Source organism: Nocardioides sp. (genome assembly GCF_044226305.1).
GTDB lineage: Bacteria > Actinomycetota > Actinomycetes > Propionibacteriales > Nocardioidaceae > Nocardioides.
This window is the reverse complement of the sequence record NZ_JBGAHF010000029.1, coordinates 17,860-31,581: the sequence shown is the minus strand read 5'-3', so window position 1 is coordinate 31,581 and position 13,722 is coordinate 17,860. Positions and strand designations below refer to the sequence as shown.

Annotated in this window: 14 protein-coding genes; 10 read left to right on the top strand and 4 right to left on the bottom strand. The window is 75.5% G+C overall.

Annotated features, from left to right (window positions below; translation table 11 throughout):
• Positions 1 to 59 precede the first annotated feature (59 nt).
• Entirely contained in the window at positions 60 to 857 is a 798-nt protein-coding gene (locus tag ACILQ5_RS20345; RefSeq protein WP_395659858.1) for a hypothetical protein, read from the bottom strand.
• 90 nt (positions 858 to 947) lie between these two features.
• The gene (locus ACILQ5_RS20340; RefSeq protein ID WP_395659857.1) at positions 948 to 1,727 is read right to left on the bottom strand and encodes a GNAT family N-acetyltransferase; all 780 of its coding nucleotides are present in this window, start codon (positions 1,725 to 1,727) and stop codon (positions 948 to 950) included.
• Positions 1,728 to 1,762: 35 nt separating this feature from the next.
• Here ACILQ5_RS20340 and ACILQ5_RS20335 point away from each other — a divergent pair, with 35 nt between their 5' ends.
• Genes ACILQ5_RS20335 through ACILQ5_RS20325 form a run of 3 tightly spaced genes read left to right on the top strand, consistent with a single transcriptional unit; the run spans position 1,763 to position 3,519 of the window.
• Entirely contained in the window at positions 1,763 to 2,167 is a 405-nt protein-coding gene (locus ACILQ5_RS20335; protein WP_395659856.1) for a secondary thiamine-phosphate synthase enzyme YjbQ, read from the top strand.
• A gap of 3 nt (positions 2,168 to 2,170) precedes the next feature.
• Positions 2,171 to 2,968 (top strand): GNAT family N-acetyltransferase, encoded by a 798-nt coding sequence (locus ACILQ5_RS20330; RefSeq protein ID WP_395659855.1) that lies wholly within the window; start codon positions 2,171 to 2,173, stop codon positions 2,966 to 2,968.
• Positions 2,969 to 2,979: 11 nt separating this feature from the next.
• Positions 2,980 to 3,519: a GNAT family N-acetyltransferase gene (locus tag ACILQ5_RS20325; protein ID WP_395659854.1), complete on the top strand. Its 540-nt coding sequence runs from the start codon at positions 2,980 to 2,982 to the stop codon at positions 3,517 to 3,519.
• Here the strand turns inward: ACILQ5_RS20325 and ACILQ5_RS20320 are convergent.
• Positions 3,474 to 4,247 carry a hypothetical protein gene (locus tag ACILQ5_RS20320; protein ID WP_395659853.1) on the bottom strand — a complete coding sequence of 258 codons (774 nt, stop codon included), beginning with the start codon at positions 4,245 to 4,247 and terminating at the stop codon, positions 3,474 to 3,476. The two genes, ACILQ5_RS20325 and ACILQ5_RS20320, sit on opposite strands and share 46 nt — an antisense overlap.
• A gap of 157 nt (positions 4,248 to 4,404) precedes the next feature.
• Here ACILQ5_RS20320 and ACILQ5_RS20315 point away from each other — a divergent pair, with 157 nt between their 5' ends.
• The 5 genes from ACILQ5_RS20315 to ACILQ5_RS20295 all read left to right on the top strand — a co-directional run bounded on the left by ACILQ5_RS20315 (position 4,405) and on the right by ACILQ5_RS20295 (position 10,155).
• On the top strand, positions 4,405 to 4,791 hold the full coding sequence (locus ACILQ5_RS20315) for a hypothetical protein (RefSeq protein ID WP_395659852.1): 387 nt from the start codon (positions 4,405 to 4,407) through the stop codon (positions 4,789 to 4,791).
• A gap of 11 nt (positions 4,792 to 4,802) precedes the next feature.
• Positions 4,803 to 5,438, top strand: coding sequence for an SRPBCC domain-containing protein (locus ACILQ5_RS20310; RefSeq protein WP_395659851.1), 636 nt, complete (start codon positions 4,803 to 4,805; stop codon positions 5,436 to 5,438).
• A gap of 82 nt (positions 5,439 to 5,520) precedes the next feature.
• Complete coding sequence (locus ACILQ5_RS20305; RefSeq protein ID WP_395659850.1) at positions 5,521 to 8,616, top strand: FtsX-like permease family protein; 3,096 nt, start codon at positions 5,521 to 5,523, stop codon at positions 8,614 to 8,616.
• Entirely contained in the window at positions 8,613 to 9,491 is an 879-nt protein-coding gene (locus ACILQ5_RS20300) for an ABC transporter ATP-binding protein (protein WP_395659849.1), read from the top strand. The genes ACILQ5_RS20305 and ACILQ5_RS20300 overlap by 4 nt, the downstream gene beginning before the upstream one ends.
• Positions 9,484 to 10,155, top strand: coding sequence for an ATP-binding cassette domain-containing protein (locus ACILQ5_RS20295; protein ID WP_395659848.1), 672 nt, complete (start codon positions 9,484 to 9,486; stop codon positions 10,153 to 10,155). Before ACILQ5_RS20300 ends, ACILQ5_RS20295 begins: the two co-directional genes overlap by 8 nt.
• Before the next feature lie 13 nt (positions 10,156 to 10,168).
• On the opposite strand, the gene ACILQ5_RS20290 is transcribed toward ACILQ5_RS20295, so the two are convergent.
• On the bottom strand, positions 10,169 to 10,528 hold the full coding sequence (locus ACILQ5_RS20290) for a hypothetical protein (RefSeq protein WP_395659847.1): 360 nt from the start codon (positions 10,526 to 10,528) through the stop codon (positions 10,169 to 10,171).
• 123 nt (positions 10,529 to 10,651) lie between these two features.
• Here ACILQ5_RS20290 and ACILQ5_RS20285 point away from each other — a divergent pair, with 123 nt between their 5' ends.
• Entirely contained in the window at positions 10,652 to 12,817 is a 2,166-nt protein-coding gene (locus ACILQ5_RS20285) for an MMPL family transporter (RefSeq protein WP_395659846.1), read from the top strand.
• On the top strand, positions 12,814 to 13,557 hold the full coding sequence (locus tag ACILQ5_RS20280; protein WP_395659845.1) for a hemerythrin domain-containing protein: 744 nt from the start codon (positions 12,814 to 12,816) through the stop codon (positions 13,555 to 13,557). The genes ACILQ5_RS20285 and ACILQ5_RS20280 overlap by 4 nt, the downstream gene beginning before the upstream one ends.
• Positions 13,558 to 13,722: the final 165 nt, after the last annotated feature.

Here is a 13,722-nt window from a genome sequence, read left to right as displayed (position 1 = left end):
GGGGTCCGGTCGCCGGCCGGCGACCCCGGCACCAGCGTCTGAGCGGGCCCCGCCCGTCCTCAGCGGGCCGAGCGCAAGGACACCGCCGTCGGGACGGTCGCCACGACCGCGACCGCCAGGAACAAGGGCACCGCACCGGCCGACGCGACCGGCGAGGACGGGTCCGCGGCGTGCGCCCACCACTGGTCGACCGCCACGCCGACCGCCTCGACCACCCACATCACCAGCCCGGCGGCCACCAGCGCCGCGCGCGGCCGGTGTCCCTGCCACGCGCCGATGCCGAGCCAGGCCATCACCGGCAGCCAGAACGCCAGGTCCTGGACGTAGACCGGGTTGGTCGCGACCCCGGTGCCCTCCAGCACCGCGCCCGGGTCGTCACCGAGCACCGCCGGGACGACGCCGCCGAGCCACACGAGGGCGTTGAGCGCCACCACGACGAGCACGTAGCCCGCGACCCAGCGCGGCGGGACCTCCATGTCGCGGTCCGCCCGCCGCCAGACCTCGAGCACCTCGTGGGCCAGCGCCGCGATCGCGAGACCCAGCATCGCGACGTACAGCAGGAACAGCCGGTTGAACGGAGCCGCGAACACGAACATCACCGCGTTGTAGAGCAGGTACGCCGTGACGCCGGTCAGCACCAGCTCGCCGGCGAAGGACCCGGCGCGGGTCCAGACCGCGCTGGCGGCGTACGTCGGCAGCCCGACCAGCAGCATCACGAGGGCCGTGCCCTGGGCCGAGCCGTCCATGGCGTCCGGGCCGCGGAGCAGGCCGGGAGCGGCGAGCGTGGCGACGGCGACGGCCAGCGCGACCGCGCCGAGCAACGTGACCAGGACCCCGGGGAGCCGCGAGCTGGTCACCCTCCGATCCTCGTGCCCCGCGGGGCCGGAGGGCAGAGCCGGCCGGCCCACCGGTCCGGACCGAAGGTCCCCGCGGGGCCGGCGAACCGGTCAGCCCGGCCGGCGCTGGGCCTGGAGCTGGGTCTCCGTGCCGTCGAAGCCGACCGAGCGGTAGATCCGGATCGCGAGGTACTCGGGGTCGGCCACCATCACCAGCGTCCGCGCGCCGAGCTCGTCGAACCCGTACCTGCTGACCCGGTGGACCAGGGTGCCGGCGAGGCCCCGGCCGCGGGCGTCGGGATGGGTCTGCACCTGCTGGAACCGCGCGAGCCCTGGGCTCGCGGCGAACAGGCCCATCGACGACAGCAGCCGGCCGCCGACGAACGCACCCCACCAGGCCCCGACGCCGGCCTCGGTCATCCGGCGCTCGGCGGCGACCTTGGCCCGCACGAAGTCCGGCGTGGTGCCGTCCTCGCCCGACGACCACAGCCCGACCTGCTGCTCCCAGTCGTCGTCGCCGCCGAGCGGGCGGTACGTCGCCTCGCGGTTCGGTCGCGGCGGCTCGTGGACGGCCGCTGCGGTCATCACGGTCGAGGCGTCGGTCTCCAGGCCGGCCTCGGCGAACGCCGCGAGGTCGGCGAGCGTGCCGTCCGCCGTCGCGACGCCGTAGGCCCGGTGGCGGCACCGCGGGAACGTGCGGGCGAACGTCGCCTCCCACCCCGTTAGCTCGGCCGCCGTCGGCGGACGGGCGAGGAGCAGGTAGTTGCCCCAGTAGTAGTCGGGGTTGTCGGGCGTGCGCACCACGACGTGGTCGCCACGGTCGTCGACCTCGCTGCCGGCCAGGCGCGCGAGGGCGAGATCGGTGCGGAACGCGAGTGACGCGATGTCCATGCCGGGACGGTAGCCGCCCGTGGCACCATCGGTCCGTGCACTCCGAGACCCGCTCCTACCGCACCGGCGGCCGGGAGGCCGTCCTCGACCTGACCGCCGACTGCCGGGACTTCGCCACCAGCCGCGGCGACGGCCTGCTGCACGTGTTCGTGCCCCACGCCACCGCCGGGATCGCGATCATCGAGACCGGCGCGGGCAGCGACGAGGACCTGCTGGCCGCGCTCGACGACCTGCTGCCGGCCGACGACCGCTGGCGGCACGCCCACGGCAGCGAGGGCCACGGCCGGTCCCACGTGATGCCGGCGATCGTGCCGCCCTACGCCACCGTCCCGGTCCTCGGCGGCCGGCTCGCGCTCGGCACCTGGCAGAGCATCTGCCTGGTCGACCTCAACGTCGACAACCACCAGCGCGACGTCCGCCTCAGCTTCCTGGCGGGCTGAGCGGTGGACGACGCGGCGCTGCTGGCGCTGTACGACGAGCAGGTGCGCGGCTCGATGCGCTACCGGGTCCCCTCGACCTGGACCGTCGAGCTGGACGGTCCGCTGGTGCGCTGCGTGACCCCGCGCGAGGGGTTCGCGATGCTGACGGCCGGCGCCGACGCGCTCACCGACGAGGAGCTGGTCGCCCTCGTCGACCGGACCTTCGAGGCGTTCGAGCGGCACGGCACCGGGTTCGAGTGGAAGACCTTCGACCACGACCGGCCCGACCTCCCCTCCCTGCTGACCGGGCGCGGCGCCCGCCCGGAGCCGCACGAGGCCCTCGTGCTGGGGGAGACCCGGCTGCTGGCGGCGGAGCCGGTGCTGCCCGAGGGGCTCTCGATGCGGCAGGTCACCGCCCGCCCCGACCTCGAACGAATCGCCGCCATGGAGAGCACGGTCTGGGGCGAGGACTGGTCCTGGCTGGCCGACGACCTCGAGGAGCGCCTGGTCGGCGACGACCCGATCGAGGTCCTCGTCGTCGAGGACGGTGACACCGTCGTGAGCGCCGCCTGGCTGGTGCCGCTCGGCGGCACCGAGGTCGCCGGCCTGTGGGGCGGCAGCACGCTGGCGGCGTACCGCGGCCGCGGCATCTACCGTGCCCTCGTCGCCGCCCGCGCCACCTCGGCCCTGGCGCGCGGCTGCACCGTCCTCCAGGTGGACGCCTCCGACGACAGCCGACCGATCCTCGAGCGGCTGGGCCTGCGCACGGTCGGCGGCACCACGCCGTACGTCGTGGCCGGGCCGGGCTCGGACGCGGGCTGAGAGGGCGGCCGATGACCACGGTGCGACCGGCGGAGGCCGCCGACCGGCCCGCGGTGCTGCGGGTGGTCGAGGCCGCGTTCGGGCCGAGCGAGGGTCCGCAGGTGGCCCGGCTGGTCACCGCGCTGGCGGACGCCGGCCACGTGCGCGCGAGCCTGGTCGCGGTGGGCGTCGACGGCGAGGTCGTCGGGCACGTGCAGCTCAACCGGTCCTGGGTCGACGCCGAGCCGGCCCTCGTGGAGGTGCTCGTGCTCAGCCCGCTGTCGGTGGCGCCGGACCAGCACGGCCGGGGGACCGGCACCGCACTGGTGGCAGCGGCGGTCGCCGAGGCGGAGCGGCTGGGCGCGCCGGTGGTCTTCCTCGAGGGCGACCCGGCCTACTACGGGCCGCGCGGGTGGTCGGCGGCCGGCCCGCTCGGGTTCACGAAGCCCTCGGTGCGGATCCCCGACGCCGCGTTCCAGGCCGTGGTGCTGCCGGGCCGCGAGGACTGGATGCGCGGAGCGCTCGTCTACTGCGACCCGTTCTGGGCGCTGGACTGCGTCGGCCTGCGCTGAGGCCCGTCCCGCGCCGGGAACGCGTGGACCAGGTCGACGCCCTTGACCAGCCAGGACGTGCCGAACGCCCAGACGGCCGCCACCTCGCCGAGGTAGAGCGACGTCAGCCAGCCGAGGTCGAGGTCGACCACGAGGCCGAGCGCCGCCCACGCGACGGCCGCGAGGATCAGCACCCCGCAGACCCGGTGCAGCACGGGGTGGCCGCCGTACCGCTGGTCGCGCACCGCGAACACGAAGCAGAGCGCCGCCAGGCTGAGGACGAAGACCGCCGCACACGCGAAGTGGACCGTCGCGACGGCGTGCTCGCCCCAGCGCGCCTGGAGCGGGGTCGGCGGCCCCGGGTAGAACGGCGGCCGCTCGGTGGGCAGCAGGGCGACGCCGATGACGGCGGCCCCGGCCACCGTGCTCAGCCAGTAGTCCCAGGTGCGACGTTGGGCGGCCAGGTAGGTGAGGAGCAGGCAGCCGGTGACGCACAGGGTGCCGACGAAGAGGTCGCGCGCGCCGGAGTGGTAGTAGGCACTGAGCGACCCGCGGACCGTGATCGACCCCTGCAGCACCAGCGCGTCCACGGTCCAGAGCACGAGCGGCAGCAGGATCCCGACCACCCCGACCACCAGCCGGATCAGCAGGTAGGACCGGGCGTAGAGGACAGCCGGGTCGGTGTGGTCGCGCAGGTCGTCCGGGCGCACGAACGTGGCGGTGGTCAGTGCGGCGACCGGGCTCTTCATGCGGCTGCTCCTCCCGAGCGGAGGCCCCTCGGCGAGGCTCCGTCCGACCATCGTGACAGCCCCGACCGACACCGGCGAGGACGAGGAGGCCGAGGTCCTGACCGCCCTGGGACCAAGGGCTCTGGAGCCGCCGACCGTCCGACGCGAGCGTGGACCTGTGAGGACCTCCACCCCGGTGCTCGAGTCGTCGGCGACGGCCGTCGGCGTGATCTGGCTGGCAGCCGCGGCGGTCTCGGTCGCGGCGCCGGACATGGTGACCGGCTCCGAGCACGAGCACCTGCCCCTGGCACTGATGACGGTGTGGCTCTGGGCGGCGGTCGGGACCGCCTACGCCGTGATGACGCCGCGGCGCGCCGGTCGGGCGTCCTGGACGGTCGCCGTCTCGTTGGTCTGGCTGGTCGCCGCCCTGACCGCGGTCGCGGCGCCGGTCATGGTCACCGGCACCGACCCGACCCGGATCCCGCTCGCCGCGGTGATCGCGCCTCCGGTCGCCGCGGTGGTCACCGGGTTGCTCTCGCTGCACCACGCGGCGCACCAGGACTGACCATGGGGGCGGTGGGGCGCAGCACGGCGGTGGCCGTGGCCTGCTTCGCCGTCGTCCACCACCTCGGCCGCACCTACGGTGCCACCCGTGCGGAGCGACGAGCCTCCCTTCCCGGGGACGAGGTCGTCCGGAGACCACAGACGGTGGCGACCCACGCGGCCACCCTGCCGGCACCGCCGGAGGAGGTCTGGCCCTGGCTCACCCAGGTCGGGTGGCACCGGGGCGGCTGGTACACGCCGCGCTGGGTCGACCTGCTGCTCTTCCCGGACAACCTCCCCAGCGCCGACGAGCTGCTGCCCGGGTTCCCGTCGCCGACCGTCGGGGACCTCGTCCCGGACGGACCGCCGGAGAGCGGCTGCGTGTTCGTGGTGCGGGACGTCGTGGCCGGCGAGCGGCTGGTGCTCGAGTCGACGACCCACCTGCCGCTGGGCTGGCGGACGTCCGGGCGGGCCCGGCTCCGCTGGACGTGGGCGTTCACGCTCCGACCGGTGGACGGCGGACGTCGGACCAGGTTCGTGTTCCGCTGGCGCGCCCGCACCGGTCCGTGGTGGCTGACGGTCGGGACCCAGCTGCTCATCGTGCCCGCCGACCTCGTGATGAGTCGGGGGATGCTGCGCGGGCTCCGCCGACGCGTCGCCCGGACCTGAGCCTCGCGGGTCGCGGCCGGGCGTCCCCGGCCGCGTATAGGGTGCTGCGATGCGCCCGGGGGAGGCGCGGGGAAGGTCTCGGATGAGGTTCAGGTACCGGCCGTTCCAGGCCGCGGTGATCGCGCTCCTGGCTGCCCTCATCACGGCGTGCGCGGCGTTCGCGCCCCTGTACGACCGGGCGATGCGCCAGGCGCTCGCGGACGTCGTCGTCGAGCGGACGCCGCCGGCGCTGACCGGGCTCCAGGTCTCCGCGGCGCAGACCTCGGAGGGCTCGTTCGGCGTGCACGGCCAGAACCCGCCGCCCGACCCGACCGTCGTCGTCTCGAAGATCCCGGCGGACCTGCGCCGCAACTTCCTCGACCCGATCACCGGCTTCAGCGCCGTGGTCATGATGAACCCGGGCCAGCCCGCCGACCCCGGCTCGCTGCTGGTCTGGCGCGAGGGCGAGTGCGAGCACCTCGAGCTGGTCGACGGCACGTGTCCGTCCAAGGCGGGCGACATCGTCGTGAGCGAGGCCGATGTCGAGAACTTCGGGCTCCGGACCGGGTCGACCTTCACCATCGCCGGCGTGCCGGGGAACGCCGTGGGCGGCGGTGGCGGGCACGCCAGGCCCACCAACCTCCGGGTGCACGTCACCGGCGTCTACCGGCAGGTGCCGAGCGACTACTGGTTCGGGCTCGTCCTCACCGGGCGCTCCGGCACCGCGGACCTGTTGCCGCCGAACCACGTCCAGGCCGACATCTGGCTCACCTCGCAGGAGACCTTCGCGAGCGGCGACTCGCCGACCCTGCCGCAGGAGGCCTCCACGGTCGCCTTCCCGCTGGACCGGGACGCGGTCGGCGTCGACCAGCTGCTGTCGATGGGGACCGCGGTCGACGGGCTCCTCCAGCAGCCGACCCCGGTCTCCGGGGCGACCTTCACCTACCTCACGGGCATCAACGACCTGGCCGACGAGGTGCGCGACCAGACCGGCCAGTCCCGGGTCACGGTGCCGCTGCTGATGGCCCAGCTCGGGCTGCTCGCCGGCGTCGTGCTCTGGCTGGTCCTGCTCGCCGTCACCGAGCAGCGCCGCCCCGAGGTGGCCCTCGCCCGGCTGCGCGGTCGCGGGCGGGGCGGTGCCCGGCGGCTGCTGCTGGGCGAGCTCCTGCCGGTGACGCTGGCCGGTGTGGTCCCGGGCGTGCTGCTCGCGGTCGCCGGCACCTGGTTCGCCCGCACCGTGATGCTGCCCGGCGACGCGCCGTTCGAGCTGCGCGTCCCGCTCCTGTACGCCGTGGTCATCGCGGTCGCCGCCCTCGTCCTGGTCACGGTCGCGGCCGTGGTCCGGGTCGCCCGCGAACCGGTGGTCACCCTGCTCCGGCGGGTCCCGCCCCGGCGCACCACCTGGGCCCTCGGCGTCGCCGACGCGCTGCTGATCGCCGGCTGCGGCTCGGTGGTCGTGGTGTTCGCGACCGGCGGGCTGGAGGGCCCGATCGCGCTGGCCGCGCCCGGGCTGCTGGCCATCGTCGTGGGCCTGGTCCTCGCCCACCTGACCACGCCGTCGGCGGCCCTGCTCGGCGGCCGGCTGCTGCGGCGCGGCCGGGTGCGGTCGGGCGTGAGCGTCCTCGACGCGGCTCGCAGCCCGGCCACGCGCCGGGTGGTCGCGACGGTCACCCTGGCCACCGCCCTCGCGGTCTTCTCGGCCGACGCCCTCCTGGTCGGTGACCGCAACCGTGCCTCGGCGTCCGAGCAGGAGGCGGGCGCCCCCGTCGTCGCGGAGGTGCGCGGCACCGACCTGGCCGCCGTACGCGCCGCGCTGGCGGAGGTCGACCCCGGGGGTCGGCGCGCGACCCCGGTGGTCCGCGCGCTGCCGCCCAGCGACGCCGCGCGCGCCACCCTGGCCGTCCTGCCCGACGGGTTCGCCCAGGTGGCCCTGTTCCCCGGCGGGGCGCCACCGGCCTCCTACTGGGACCGGCTGGCCGCGCCCGACACCGAGCCGATCCGGGTCACGGGCACCAGCGTCGACGCCGTCGTGTCGAACAGCACGCTGCGCGCCCAGGGCGTCAGCGGTGACCGCCTGCCGGTCGACGTCGGGCTCGACGTCGTCACCGGCACCGGCGAGGTGCTCCACGTCGCGCTCGCCCAGGTCACCGACCCGGTCGCCCGGGCCCGGTGGACCGCCGACCTCGGCTGCCGGGAGGGGTGCCTGCTCACCGGGATCACCTTCGGCAGCCTCCCCGGAGCGACGATCGACGGCGGCATCACCTTCGACCCGCTCGAGACCGAGGACGGGTCGGTGCCGCTCGGGCCCGCCGGGCAGTGGGGTGGGGTCGACGACCCGACGGTCGGCTCGGTGGAGGCGAACGGGGCGGGGGAGCAGCTCACCGTCTCGGTCCACGGCCTCGGCGCCGAGCAGCTGACCCTGCCCCAGAGCTGGATCCCCGGCCAGATCCCCGCCCTCGTCGCCGGCGACCTGCCGCCGGGGAGCACCCAGGACCGGTTCGCCCTCACCGGGATCGACGGCAAGCAGCAGGCGGCGCGGCGTGCGGCCACGATCGAGCGCGTGCCGGCGTCCGGTCCCGACACCTCGGTCGTCAACCTCGACCTGGCCGGCCGCGGTCGCGAGCTCGCGCCCACCGACCGGATCGAGGTGTGGTTCGGGTCCGACGACGCGCTCGTCGACGACGTCACGACCGCGCTCGCGTCCCGGGGCGTCGAGATCGCCACGGTCACCCGGCTCGCCGAGGTCCGCCGGCAGTACGACGAGTCCGCGGCGGCCTGGAGCCTCCAGCTGGCCGTCCTGGTGGGGGCCGCGGCCCTCCTGATCTCGCTGCTCGTGCTGCTCGTCAGCGCGGCGAGCACCTGGCGGGTCCGGACCCGGGACCTGGCCGCGCTGCGGATGGCCGGGGTCCCGGGCCGCTCGATCACCACGACCGCCGTCGCCGCCCAGCTGCCGGCCGTGGTGATCGGGGTCGTGGCCGGCACCGCCGCCGGGCTGTACGGCGCCCACCTGGCGCTGCCGATCGTGCCGCTGTTCGCCGAGGCCCCCGAGGTGCCCACCCTCGACCTCGCGACCGCGTGGGGACCCGTCGTGCTCGCCGCGGTCGCCGCGTTCGTCGTCCTCGGCCTCGGCGGCCTCCTCGTCGGCCGGGTCCTGGCCCGCCGGTCCGACCTGCAGCGGCTGAGGGAGGGAGGACCGTGACCACACCGACCGTCCCGGCACCGGCGGGTGGCGTGCGGACCCGCGGGCTCGTGCACATCTACCGCTCCGAGGGCCACGAGGTCGCCGCCCTCTCGGGCGTCGACCTCGACGTGCCCGGCGGCGGCATGGTCGGGCTGCTCGGCCCGTCCGGTGCCGGCAAGTCGACCCTGCTCAACCTGCTCGCCGGCGTGTTCCGGCCCAGCGCCGGCAAGGTGTTCGTCGGCAGCCTCGAGCTGTCCGCCGCCAGCGACCGCGAGCTCGACGAGATGCGCGCCCAGGACGTCTCGCTGATGCTCCAGGGAGCGCAGCGCAACCTACTGCCCTACTTCAGCCCCCACGAGAACGTCCGCTACGCCCAGGGAGCAGCGCGCCGCGCGGGCAAGGAGGTGCCGGACCCCGCCGAGGTGCTCGCGGACGTCGGGCTCGACGAGGTCGCCCACGCGCCGCTGCGCTCGCTCACCCCCGGCCACCTCCAGCTGGTCGCCCTCGCCGTCGCCCTCGCACCCCGGCCCCGGGTGCTGCTCGCCGACGAGCCGACCAGCCAGCTCGACCACGGCGCCCGCGACCGGGTCCTCGACCGGATGGCCGACGCGAACCGGCGGCTCGGCACGACCGTCGTGATCGTCACGCACGACCCGGACGTGGCGGCGTTCCTGCCCCGCACGATCACCATCCGCGACGGCCGGGTCGGCGGCGAGGGCCGCAGCGGGGAGGAGTACGCCGTGGTCACCCCCGACGGGTTCCTCCCGCTCCCGGTGCACGTCCGCGAGGCCCTCCAGCCCGGCACGCTGGTGCGCTTCCACCCGGTCGAGGACGGCCCGGGGGAGTACCTCCTGATCACCGGCGACGCGAGCGAGGAGGACGACCGTGGATGAGCTGCGCGCCGAGGGCGTCCGGGTCGAGTACGGCGACCTGGTGGCGGTCCGCGACGTCGACCTGGTCGTGCGCCCGGGTCAGCTGGTCGCGGTCACCGGGCCGTCCGGGGCCGGGAAGTCCTCGCTGCTCTGGGCGCTGGCGGGGGCACTGGCGCCGACGTCCGGCCGGGTGCTGCTCGCCGACCAGCCGGTCGCCGGGCGGGAGGCCGCCGCGGCGCGCGGCGTCGCGCTGGTGCCCCAGGGCAACGGCCTCGCCTCGGCGCTCACCGCCACCGAGAACCTCCTGGTCCCGCTGCTGGCGGCCGGCGTGCCCGCCGCGGAGGCGCACGAGCGGACCCTGGCCGCGCTCACCCTGGTCGGGCTCGAGGAGTCCGGGAGCCACCTGATCGAGGAGCTCTCCGGCGGCCAGCAGCAGCGGGTGGCGCTGGCCCGGGCCTTCGCGTCGCGCCCGGCCGTGCTGCTCGCCGACGAGCCGACCAGCGACCTCGACGCCGGCAACCGCGAGCGGGCCGTCGCCGCGCTGCGGGCCGAGGCGGACCGCGGGGCGATCGTCGTGATGGCGACCCACGACCCCGAGGCGGCCGAGCAGACCGACGGCGAGCTGCACCTCGACGCCGGCGTGGCGACCTGGGTCCGCGCGCCCGGCCGCCGGATCGCCCGGTAGCCGACCGTCCGACCTAGCGGAGCGGCATCTCCTCGCCGCCGCACTCCATCGTCGGGGTGTCGGGGCCGGTCACGAGCACGACGCAGTCCTGGATCCGGCCGTCGACCTTCCAGTCCGGCGAGCTGCCCAGCGGGGCGCCCCAGTCCTGCACCGTCACGTCGTACTTGGCGATGACCTCGGCGCGCTGCTGCTCCTCCCACTCGGAGCTGAACCGCGCCATGAAGACCAGGGCGCACGCGAACGCGGCGCCCGAGAGCACCAGCAGCAGCACTCCCAGCCGCTGCCGGGAGACCACGAAGGCGCCGACGGTCGCCGCCAGGAGGGCGAAGCCGCCGACGATCGCGAGGAGCAGCGAGGTCTCGGTCTGTGACATGTCGGGAGCACGATACCGGCTGGTCCCCGCGCGACCCCAAGCCGGTTCCCAGTCGGCCTCAAGTGCCGCCGCGCACGCTGCTCCCACCGAAGACCACACCCTTCATCCCGCAGGAGCAGCACCGTGAACCGCATCCTCGACCGCATCGGCCGCGCCACCGCGGCCCACCCCTGGCGGACGATCTCCGCCTGGGTCGCCGCCGTCGTCGTGGCCTTCGGCCTCGCCGGCGCCTACGGCGGGTCCTTCCACGACGACTACGACGTGCCCGGCGCCCGGGCCCAGACCGGCGTCGAAGAGCTCCGGGCGCACGTCCCGGACGGCGGCGGCGCCACGGCCCAGGTCGTCGTCCACGACCGGGAGGGCGACGCCCTCGACACCACCACGCTGGGCGCCCTCGTCCAGCGCCTCCACGGCGTCGACCACGTGAGCGCCGTGAGCGCGCCGCGGGTCTCCGAGGACGGCGACACCGCGCTGGTCACCGTGTCCTACGACGTCCCCACGACCGACGCCGACCTGGTCGGTCCGAGCGGCTACGACCCGCTCGAGGCCGCGATCGCGCCGCTGCGCGACGTGGGCCTGCAGGCCGAGCTCGGCGGCGAGCTGCCCAGCCAGGCCGAGTCCACGATGTCGGGCACCGGGGAGATCGCCGGCGTGGTCGCCGCGCTCGTCCTCCTCGTGGTCGCGCTCGGCTCCGTCGTCGCGGCCGGTCTCCCGATCGCGGTCGCCCTCACCGGGCTCGGCGTCGGGTCCGCCGGCGTCACGCTGCTCGCCGCCACGACCGACGTCAGCACCGCCGCCCCGACGGTCGCGACCATGGTCGGTCTCGGTGTCGGCATCGACTACGCCCTGCTCCTGGTCACCCGGCACGTCGAGTTCCTCGGCCAGGGCCTGCCCAAGCACGAGGCCGCCGGCCGGGCCATGGCCACCGCCGGCCGGTCCGTCGTGCTCGCGTCCTTCACCGTGCTGATCTCCCTCCTGGGCCTGCGCCTGGGCGGGCTGCCGGTCTACTCGACGTTCGGCTACGCCACCGCGATCGCCGTCGTCTCCGTGCTCGCCGCCGCACTCACCCTCGTGCCGGCGCTGTGCGGGCTGGCCGGCAACCGGCTGCTCCCGCGGCGTACTCGCCGCGGCCAGGTCCGGGCGGAGAAGACCCCGCTGACCGCCCGCTGGGCCCGCCGCGTCGTCCGCCGCCCGCTCGCCGCGGCGCTGACCGCGCTGGTCTTCCTGCTGCTCCTGGCCGCGCCGGTCCTCGGCATGCGGACCTGGCCGCAGGACGGCAGCAGCGCGAGCCCGGACAGCTCGAGCCGGAAGGCCTACGACCTCGTCGACGCGGAGTACGGCGCGGGCGCCAACGGCCCGTTCACCATCGCCGTCGACACGGCGAAGGCCGACCCGCAGGCCGTCGCGGCGCAGGTCGCCGCCGAGCCGGGCATCGTCGGGGTCACCACCCCCGTCACCACGCCGGACGGCGAGCTCGCGGTGTTCGAGGCCGAGCCGGCGTACGGACCCACCGACGAGCGCATCCCGGACCTGGTCGCAGCCATCCGTGCCGACGTCCCGGACGGGGTCGAGGTGACCGGCCTGACGCCGTTCTTCTCCGACATCGTCGACCTGCTCGGCGCCCGCCTCTGGGTGGTCGTGTCCTTCGTGGTCGGCGTGTCCGTCCTGCTGCTCGCCATGATGTTCCGCTCGGTCGTCGTGCCGGTGAAGGCGGCGGTCATGAACCTGCTGTCCATCGCGGCGTCGTACGGCGTCCTCACGATGATCTTCCAGTGGGGCTGGGGCGGCAGCGCGCTCGGCGTGGACCACGCGATCCCGGTGTCGAGCTGGATCCCGATCCTCAACTTCGCGATCCTGTTCGGCCTCTCGATGGACTACGAGGTCTTCCTGCTCTCGCGGATCCGTGAGGACTGGCTGCGCACCGGCGACGCCCGGGGCAGCGTCGAGCGCGGGCTGTCGGCGACCGGCCGGGTCATCTCCTCGGCCGCGGCGATCATGGTGGTCGTCTTCCTCGGCTTCTCGACCGAGGCGGACACCGTGGTCAAGCAGCTCGGCATCGGCATGGCGGTCGCGATCATCCTCGACGCGACCGTGGTCCGGATGGTGCTGGTGCCGGCGACCATGGCGCTGCTCGGTCGGTGGAACTGGTGGCTGCCGGCCTGGGCGGACCGCCTGCTGCCGAGCATCGAGGCCGAGCACCACGAGCCGGCCGACCGGCCCGTCACCGACGAGGTCTGGGCCGAGTTCGACGAGGCCGGCGACGCGGACAGCGCGGCAGGTGCGCGATGACCACGCACGGGAGCCCGGCCCACAAGCAGGCGGCCCACGAGCAGGCGGCCTGGCCGCGGCAGCTGCGGCTGTCCGGCCAGGCGGCCGCCCCCGACGGGCCGATCGACATGCAGACGATGTACCTGATGCACCACGGGTTCCGGCGCGACCTGGACGCCTTCGCGGCGGCGGTGCGCGCGACGCCGGTCACCGACCGGCGCACGTGGCGGCTGCTGGCCGAGCGCTGGGAGCTGTTCGCGGACGTGCTGCACGAGCACCACACGGCCGAGGACGCGCACATCTGGCCGGCGCTGGCGCGGCTGGGCACGCCCGAGGACGTCGCCGTGCTGGACGCGATGGAGGCCGAGCACGGGGAGATCGACCCGCTGCTCGAGTCCTGCGGCGCCGGGTTCCGTCGCCTGGCCCGCCGGGCCGACGACGACGCCCGCGCGGCGCTCGCCGTCCGGGTGTGCGCCGCCCGGGAGTCGCTGCGCCGGCACCTCGTCCACGAGGAGAAGGACGCGATCGCGATCGTCCAGCGGCTGGTCACCCCGGAGCGCTGGGCCGAGATCGAGCAGGAGATCGGCCGCGGCGCCTCGCTGGGCAAGGCCGTCCGGATGGTGCCCTGGGTCGGCCACGGGCTGACCCGGGACACCCGCGAGCGGGTCTTCGCCGGGATCGAGACGCCGTTCCGCGTGATCTGGCGGCTCACCCACCGCCGGTTCGCACGCCGGGAGGCGCGGGTCTTCCGCTACGCCTGACCGCGGCCGCCGGCCCTCCGCGGGTGCTGGTGGGGCGTCATCCGAGCTGGTCGCTCCGGCAACCGCCTCGGATGACGTCTCCGGGGGTGCTGGTGGGGCGTCATCCGAGCTGGTCGCTCCGGCAGCCGGTTCGGATGACGTCCCGGGGGGAGCCGGCGGCGGAGC

What these genes read in the sequence shown, in the direction of transcription:
- ACILQ5_RS20320 (WP_395659853.1), bottom strand. Translation starts at nt 4,247, where the DNA reads ATGAAGAGCCCGGTCGCCGCACTGACCACCGCCACGTTCGTGCGCCCG.
- ACILQ5_RS20280 (WP_395659845.1), top strand. Translation starts at nt 12,814, where the DNA reads ATGACCACGCACGGGAGCCCGGCCCACAAGCAGGCGGCCCACGAGCAG.
- ACILQ5_RS20305 (WP_395659850.1), top strand. Translation starts at nt 5,521, where the DNA reads ATGAGGTTCAGGTACCGGCCGTTCCAGGCCGCGGTGATCGCGCTCCTG.
- ACILQ5_RS20325 (WP_395659854.1), top strand. Translation starts at nt 2,980, where the DNA reads ATGACCACGGTGCGACCGGCGGAGGCCGCCGACCGGCCCGCGGTGCTG.
- ACILQ5_RS20290 (WP_395659847.1), bottom strand. Translation starts at nt 10,528, where the DNA reads ATGTCACAGACCGAGACCTCGCTGCTCCTCGCGATCGTCGGCGGCTTC.
- ACILQ5_RS20340 (WP_395659857.1), bottom strand. Translation starts at nt 1,727, where the DNA reads ATGGACATCGCGTCACTCGCGTTCCGCACCGATCTCGCCCTCGCGCGC.